The sequence below is a fragment of the Oceanicaulis sp. UBA2681 genome (assembly GCF_002354675.1).
Taxonomy (GTDB): Bacteria; Pseudomonadota; Alphaproteobacteria; order Caulobacterales; family Maricaulaceae; genus Oceanicaulis; species Oceanicaulis alexandrii.
Genome location: NZ_DEMB01000016.1, coordinates 126,710 through 133,710 on the forward strand (window position 1 = coordinate 126,710; position 7,001 = coordinate 133,710).

At 63.2% G+C, this 7,001-nt stretch carries 8 protein-coding genes; 2 read left to right on the top strand and 6 right to left on the bottom strand.

Features of this window, described 5'->3' with window-relative positions; translation table 11 throughout:
- Nucleotides 1–86: 86 nt before the first annotated feature.
- Nucleotides 87–548 carry an Lrp/AsnC family transcriptional regulator gene (locus B3M53_RS11905; protein ID WP_022699863.1) on the bottom strand — a complete coding sequence of 154 codons (462 nt, stop codon included), beginning with the start codon at nt 546–548 and terminating at the stop codon, nt 87–89.
- 211 nt (nt 549–759) lie between these two features.
- Here B3M53_RS11905 and ald point away from each other — a divergent pair, with 211 nt between their 5' ends.
- Nucleotides 760–1,878 (top strand): alanine dehydrogenase, encoded by a 1,119-nt coding sequence (gene ald, locus B3M53_RS11910; protein ID WP_022699864.1) that lies wholly within the window; start codon nt 760–762, stop codon nt 1,876–1,878.
- Between the two features lie 76 nt (nt 1,879–1,954).
- Here ald and B3M53_RS11915 read toward each other — a convergent pair whose 3' ends face one another.
- A complete protein-coding gene (locus B3M53_RS11915; RefSeq protein ID WP_273020770.1) occupies nt 1,955–3,490 on the bottom strand; it encodes an amidohydrolase family protein in 1,536 nt (511 codons plus the stop codon).
- 108 nt (nt 3,491–3,598) lie between these two features.
- Between B3M53_RS11915 and B3M53_RS11920 the strand changes: the two genes are divergently transcribed.
- The gene (locus B3M53_RS11920) at nt 3,599–4,219 is read left to right on the top strand and encodes a TetR/AcrR family transcriptional regulator (protein WP_273020771.1); all 621 of its coding nucleotides are present in this window, start codon (nt 3,599–3,601) and stop codon (nt 4,217–4,219) included.
- Nucleotides 4,220–4,231: 12 nt separating this feature from the next.
- On the opposite strand, the gene B3M53_RS11925 is transcribed toward B3M53_RS11920, so the two are convergent.
- The 4 genes from B3M53_RS11925 to B3M53_RS11940 all read right to left on the bottom strand — a co-directional run.
- A complete protein-coding gene (locus tag B3M53_RS11925; protein WP_022699867.1) occupies nt 4,232–4,834 on the bottom strand; it encodes a hypothetical protein in 603 nt (200 codons plus the stop codon).
- A gap of 17 nt (nt 4,835–4,851) precedes the next feature.
- Nucleotides 4,852–5,817 carry an NAD(P)H-dependent flavin oxidoreductase gene (locus B3M53_RS11930; RefSeq protein ID WP_160092246.1) on the bottom strand — a complete coding sequence of 322 codons (966 nt, stop codon included), beginning with the start codon at nt 5,815–5,817 and terminating at the stop codon, nt 4,852–4,854.
- Nucleotides 5,818–5,895: 78 nt separating this feature from the next.
- Nucleotides 5,896–6,441 carry a GNAT family N-acetyltransferase gene (locus B3M53_RS11935; RefSeq protein ID WP_160092247.1) on the bottom strand — a complete coding sequence of 182 codons (546 nt, stop codon included), beginning with the start codon at nt 6,439–6,441 and terminating at the stop codon, nt 5,896–5,898.
- Nucleotides 6,438–7,001: sulfurtransferase (locus B3M53_RS11940; protein ID WP_286800460.1), on the bottom strand; the 564-nt coding region annotated here is incomplete at its 5' end. The genes B3M53_RS11940 and B3M53_RS11935, both read right to left, overlap by 4 nt.

Below are 7,001 nucleotides of genomic sequence, written 5' to 3' on the forward strand. Positions count from 1 at the left end.
GCGCCCAGCATGTCCAGCTTGGAATAGCGTTCATCGGTCATGGGCGCGCATTTAGCGCTGTTATGCGGACACGGCAATGGGGCGCGCTATTGCACGCTCATCGCGCGACGCGAAAAGACGGTGCGCATGGCGATGTTGGAAACCAGCCGCGCCACGCCCGGCAAGCCCGACAGGCGCTCGCGGTGCACGCGCTCATAATCACTGGCGTCACGCACTTGCAGCTGCAGGAAATAATCCTCCGCCCCCGTGGTCAGGTAGCAATCGCTGACATGCTCGATCCCGGCCACGGCGGTTTCAAAGGCTTCCATGGTTTCGCGCTTCTGGTTTTCGAGCGTCACCAGCACGATCACGGTCAGCCCCCGTCCCACCCGGTCGGCATTGAGCAAAGCTGTATAGCCCGCGATCACGCCTTCCGCCTCCAGCGCCTTCACGCGGCGGTGACAGGCCGAGGGTGAGAGCCTGACCCGGTCCGCAAGATCGGCGTTGGTCAGCCGCCCATCGTGCTGAAGCGCGCCCAGAATGGCGGCGTCGATCTCATCCAGTTTCATACCCTGCTCCCAAACCGTCGAAACTTCTCGCGCTGGCGCGCGCCGCACCCACAATGCCGCAGCGCATCATGGCGCAATTTCACACTTAAACGCAAAATAATTCGAACATCATAAATTTACTTGCAGGATGCTGCACACAATCCCTATTTTCCGCGCAAAATCACACCGTCCAGATCTCGCTTCGAGAGCTGGCCAGCCGGGAGGCAGAATTATGCGCATTGGCGTTCCGACCGAGATCAAGAACCATGAATACCGGGTGGGCCTGACGCCGAACGGCGCCCGCGAACTGGTCGCGCACGGCCATGAGGTGTTCGTGCAGGACGGCGCCGGCAATGGCGCAGGCTTCTCCAACGAAGAATATGTCGAGGCGGGCGCGGAAATCCTGGCCGACGCTCCGGCGGTGTTTGAAGCCGGCGAGCTGATCGTGAAGGTGAAAGAGCCCCAGCCTTCTGAAACCGCGATGCTGACCGCGCGCCACACCCTGTTCACCTATCTGCACCTGGCGCCCGATCCGGTTCAGACCGAAGGCCTGCGCAAATCGGGCTGTATCGCCATCGCCTATGAAACCGTGACCGACATCAATGGTCGTTTGCCGCTGCTGCGTCCGATGTCGGAAGTGGCGGGCCGGATGAGCGTGCATGTGGGCGCGAACGCCCTGCACAAGGCCGCGGGCGGCCGCGGCGTGCTGATGGGCGGCGTTCCGGGCGTGACCCCGGCGAAAGTCGTGATCCTGGGCGCCGGCGTGTCCGGCAGCCATGCCGCCGAAATGGCGCTGGGCCTGCGCGCGGACGTCACCGTGCTCGACCGCTCCTTGCCGAAGCTGGCGGAAACCGACCAGTTCTTCCGCGGTCAGGTGAAGACGCGTTATTCCACCCAAGGCGCCATCGCCGAGGAGATCGCCGAAGCCGATCTGGTGATCGGCGCGGTTCTGGTGCCGGGCGCCGCTGCGCCTAAGCTTGTCACCCGCGACATGCTCTCCACCATGAAAGAGGGCGCGGTTCTCGTGGACATCGCCATCGACCAGGGCGGCTGCTTTGAAACCTCCAAAGCCACCACGCACCAGGACCCGACCTATATCGTGGACGGCATCGTGCACTATTGCGTGGCGAACATGCCGGGCGCCGTGGCGCGCACCTCCACCCTGGCGCTGACCAACGCCACCCTGCCCTTCACCCTGGCGCTGGCCGACAAGGGTACGAAGCAGGCGCTCAATGACGACATCCATCTGGCGCGCGGCCTGAACGTGGCGGAAGGCGAAGTCACCTACAAGGACGCCGCCGAGGATCTGGGCGTGCCGTTCAACAAACCCGATTGGTTGACCGTGCTGTAACTCCTCTTACAGCGTGACACTCAAAACCCCGGCTCAATCTGAGCCGGGGTTTTCTTTGATCAGGCCGGGCGCGTTCTTATTGCGCGGCAGCCTGTGTCCAGGCTGGATCGAGCGGCGTGTTTCGCGCGGCGTCATTGGCCGCCTCGACCGCATCCAGCATGGCGTCCAGCTCCTCGCGCATCAGGACTTCGCCATGCATCACCACCGCCTCGACGGCCCGCGTATTGCGGATGTCCTCAAGCGGATTGGCGTTCAGCAGCACCAGATTGGCGCGAAAGCCCGGCAGGACGCGACCCGTATTCCAGTCCATGAAGCGCGCCGGCGTCGCCGTCGCTGATTCCAGCGCCTGACCGGGCGTCATTCCCGCATACACCAGCGCTTCCAGCTCCTGATGCATGGAATACCCCGGCGCCATGACCGGCACATTGGCGTCAGTCCCCGCCACCATCGGTACGCCCGCCGCCAGCACCGCCTCAAACATCAGCTGTTGCGCCTCGGCATAGGTGGTCCAATAGGTCTGATAGCGGTCGCGCCAGCCTTCGCTGCGATATTGCTGCGGCACGGAGTAGATGTTCACATCCGGCAGCCAGCCCATGGCGCGGCCTTCGGCGACGCCGGGATTGACCAGCCCCACCGGCGCCGTCGCGAGCGCATCTTCAGTGTCGGTCTTTTGCTGGGCGAAGCTCGAGACCAGAGCCAACGTCGACGCCAGAACGATCTCATTGTCGATCATGTGCTGGGCGATCTCTTCGCGACGCTCCATCACATAGTCGAGATACTCACCGGCATTGCTGACGCCATAGCCGCCGAAATCCCGGTCGAGGCCTTTGATCAGCTCCTCCACATGGGCGACTTCGCTCTGATTGGACGCCCACAGATCATCGAGCCGCGCCGCCACCGGCACGTGGCCCACCAGCGGAATGCCCACCGCTTCACTGGCGGCGCTGACCGCCTGATAGCCGCTCAGGCTGAGATAGCTGCTGGCCTTGACCGCGTCATAGCCCTCCGCCGCCAGATCGCGCACCATCTGGTCCGCCGCCTCGTCCGTGCGGGCCACATTGCGCTTGGAGGTCCAGGACTGCCACAGCCCTTCGGCGAAGTCATAGGTGGCGATCTGTGAGGCGACCACAAACAGGTCCGGCCCCAGAAGATCACCGTTTGCGATCTGATCGCGCCAGTCCAGATGATGGGAGAGACCGTGCATTTCACGGATCTGGGTGACGCCATGGGCGAGATAAAGCGCCAGATCGTTCTGGCTGTTCCACAAATGCACGTGAGAATCCGTCAGGCCCGGCATCAGATAGCGTCCCTCGCCCTCCATGACCGGCGCGTCCGCGCTAGCGGCCATGTTCGGTCCCATATCGGCGATCAAACCGGCCTCGACGACCACGTCCATGGGCTCCGAGAACCGCTCCGAGCCCGGCTCCAGCACGCGCACATTGGCGAGCACATAGCGTTCAGGCGTCTCATCTGACGGCTCAAGCGCGATCACCGGCGTGCGCCCGCCAAACATCTCCACGATTGAACGATCAATGACCACAAACGCCCCGATCGCGCCCAGCACGTTCAAGAGCACGAAGACGCCCAGAATCCGCAAGCCCCATTTCAACATCTCATTCTCCTTGAGGCGCCTGACCACGCCCTGTATCTTTACATTGTCAAGATACGTTAGCCGGGCTATCTTGTCAGTGTCAAGTTTGAAATCGAGCGGGGTGACGAAATGGCGATGACCGAAAAGCAGCCCTATCACAAAGGCGATTTGCCAGCCTTGCTGCTGCAAGCCGCGGAACAGGAGCTGGAGGAAAACGGGCTGGAGCGCTTCTCGCTGCGCGCGACGGCGAAGCGCGCGAATGTCAGCCACGCCGCCCCGGCGCACCATTTCAAGGATATGACGGGGCTGCTGAGCGCGCTGGCCGCCGACGGCTATCGCAGACTGGTGAAGGCTCAGACCAAGCGTCAGGCACACGTCGGTTCCGGCCCGGTGGATCAGTTCGTGGCGTCAGGGCTTGGCTATGTGGACTTCGCCGAAGCTCACCCCGCCCTGTTCCAGTTGATGTTCGCGTCGGAAAAACCAGACCGCAGCCATCCCGATTTTGCGGCCGCCTCGCTAGACGCGTATGGGAAACTCGAACGGGAAGTCGCCGCGCTCTATCCCGGCGATGTGGCCGCCGACCGGCGCACGATCCTGCTGATGACGTCCTGGTCGGTGGTGCATGGACTGGCCGAGCTGATCATCTCGGGCCGCGCCGAAGGCCCGCTCCAGCTCTCATCGCGCACGCCCGATGAACGCGACGCCATGATCCGCGCAATCTTACTGCGTGTGCATGAGGTGAAAAGCTAAGGTGGAGCCCACTCAGACCGGGAAGATGAAATTGTTCACCGGCCCGTCCACGGTCTGCGTCTGGGCATAGTCCTTGAGCAGGAAATAAATGCGTCGGTCGAATTTGCTGTCCGACACGCTGACTTCGTGGATTTCCTGATTGTCGTTGAAGACCTGCATGATCTCATCAAGATCGACGCCCGGCTCCACATCCGCAAATATCTTGAACTGCGTGCCCAGGCGCTTGTGCACCGGCACCTTGAAGGACAGATATGCGCCATCGTCCTTGCCGCGCACTTCAGCGGGATAGATCTTCAGCTGCAAGCGCCCCACCATGCGCTCGCGGTCACTGGCCATGGTGGAGATGTACTGATCGGTGCCGAAGCGGATGATCAGCACATTGAATCGAATGCCCGGCGGGAACGCCTCCACCGGCCCCAGATAGATGACGTGATGGGTCAGGGAGCGCGACAGCAGGAACACCGCCCGTTCGATCAGCGCTCCCGACCCCGCCCAGACCACCCGGATCACGGCGGTCAGCACCGTCGCCAAAGCGCCCAGTATGAGCGACTCCAGCAACAGGCTGTCGGGCAGGTTGTTGATGATCCTGCCAAGAAGTGCGCCGATCTCCCCCATCGCCCCGACTTTCCGGTCTAACCGCCGCAGATGCGCTGTTTGGCGGCTTCGTACTGGGCTTGCAGTTCGGACACATAGCCGCCCGCGCTTTGGACTTTCTTTACCGAGCCCACGCCCTGGCCGGAGCCCCAGATGTCTTTCCAGGCCTTGGCGTCGGTATTGCCGCCGGAGCCGAAATTCATCGCGGACGGATCGCTCTCGGGCAGATTGGCGGGATCAAGCCCGGCATCCTCGATCGACTTGCGCAGATAATTGCCGTGCACGCCGGTGAAGAGGTTGGAATAGATGATGTCTTCCGCCGTGCTGTCGACGATGGACTGTTTGTAGGCCTCGCTGGCGCGCGCCTCTTCGGTGGCGATGAAGGCCGAGCCGATATAGGCGTAATCCGCGCCCATGGCCTGGGCGCCCAGAACGCCGGCGCCCGTGGAGATGGAGCCCGACAGCGCGATCGGGCCGTCAAAGAATTCGCGGATCTCGCTGACCAGACCAAAGGGCGACAGGGTGCCGGCATGCCCGCCCGCGCCGGCGCACACCGGGATCAGGCCGTCCGCGCCTTTTTCCAGCGCCTTGTGGGCGAACTTGATGTTGATGATGTCGTGCATCGTCTCGCCGCCCCAGCCATGAACGGCCTGGTTCAGCTCTTCACGCGCGCCCAGCGAGGTGATCACCAGCGGCACCTTGTATTTCTCACAGCTCGCCAGATCAGCCTCGAGACGGTCATTGGAGCGGTGCACGATCTGGTTCACCGCGAACGGCGCCGCCGGCGCATCCGGATTGGCCTTGTTATAGCTGTCGAGCTCGGAGCTGATCTCATCCAGCCATTCATCAAGCTGGCTTTGCGGACGCGCGTTCAGCGCCGGGAAGGAGCCGACAATGCCCGCCTTGCACTGGGCGATGACCAGCTTGGGATTGGAGATGATGAAAAGCGGCGAGCCGATCACCGGCAGACGCAGCTTGCCTTTCAGGCATTTGAGTTCAGACACGCGAGAGACCCTCCCCGGAGGAATTTTGTGAACAGTGTTTGAGCCAAGGCTAGCGCGGTTTTCGCACAAGAAAAGCGCTCAGAGCGGTTTAAGAAAATACACGGTGTCGATCCCCGCGCCACGATCATCCTTAAGGCGTAATCTTTCTTCAAAGCCCAGCTTGGCGATCAGGGGCAGATGGGCGCCGTTGGTGCTCCAGGTGCGGGTCGCCACACACGGCGCCTCTGACCAGCTGCGCGCCAGCTCAAACAGGCGCTCATACAGCGTCCGCGCCAGCCCGCGCCCTTGCGCGGAGTGCATGACGATCAGGGTCGACAAATAGGCGCTGGCGGCCATGTCCAGCGCGTCGAGCCGCTTGTCGCGCGCCACGCTCATCATCCCCAGAACCCGGCCTGTCTCATCGCTGGCGGTGATCAGGGCGTGCGGCTGGATCGAGGCCCAGTACGCCGTCGGCGCGGCGTCCAGCACCGCGCCCTCGCCCACTGACAAGCCCTGCTCGGGCGTACGGGCGCGCAATGGCGGCCAGAAGGCGTCATCGGCTTCACAGATCAGGGCGTACACCTGATCACGCACCATGTCCGGCGCCTGCGCCAGCGTGTCATGCACAGCCAGTGTCACGCTCATGCCGGGCCGGTCTCCACGGGCAGATCACGGGCGCCCCACTCCGCCCAGCTGCCGTCATACAGACGCACATCGCGGAAGCCGGCGCTCAGGAAGGCCGCGCTCAGGATCGCCGCCGTCACGCCCGATCCGCATGTGGTGATAATCCGGGTCTCGCGACTGACCCGCGGCAGGGCCGCCTCTAGCGCGTCTTCGGATTTGAGCTTGCCGTCAGCGGTCAGAAGCTTGGGGAAAGGCAGATTGATGGAGCCGGGGATATGGCCTGACTTCAGCCCTTTGCGCGGTTCCAGCTCTGATCCCTCAAACCGGCCTTGCGAACGGGCGTCCACCACCAGCGCGGCGCCGGAGCGCGAGGCGAAGGAAACATCCTCCCAATTGACCGTATCGTCCCAGATCATCCGCGGCGCGCGCTCGATGGCGGGAGGCCTGCGGAAAATCTCGCCAGTTTCAATCGAGCCGCCGCTTTTGCGCCAGGCGTTCAGGCCGCCATCGAGAATGCGCACATCGCAGCCAAAGCGGCGGAAGGTCCACCAGACGCGCGCCGCGCCGACCAGCGAGGTCTG

Excerpts from the sequence above, each read along its gene's own strand:
- B3M53_RS11935 (WP_160092247.1), bottom strand. The coding sequence starts at position 6,441 with ATGAGCGTGACACTGGCTGTGCATGACACGCTGGCGCAGGCGCCGGAC.
- B3M53_RS11920 (WP_273020771.1), top strand. The coding sequence starts at position 3,599 with ATGGCGATGACCGAAAAGCAGCCCTATCACAAAGGCGATTTGCCAGCC.
- B3M53_RS11925 (WP_022699867.1), bottom strand. The coding sequence starts at position 4,834 with ATGGGGGAGATCGGCGCACTTCTTGGCAGGATCATCAACAACCTGCCC.
- ald (WP_022699864.1), top strand. The coding sequence starts at position 760 with ATGCGCATTGGCGTTCCGACCGAGATCAAGAACCATGAATACCGGGTG.
- B3M53_RS11905 (WP_022699863.1), bottom strand. The coding sequence starts at position 548 with ATGAAACTGGATGAGATCGACGCCGCCATTCTGGGCGCGCTTCAGCAC.
- B3M53_RS11915 (WP_273020770.1), bottom strand. The coding sequence starts at position 3,490 with ATGTTGAAATGGGGCTTGCGGATTCTGGGCGTCTTCGTGCTCTTGAAC.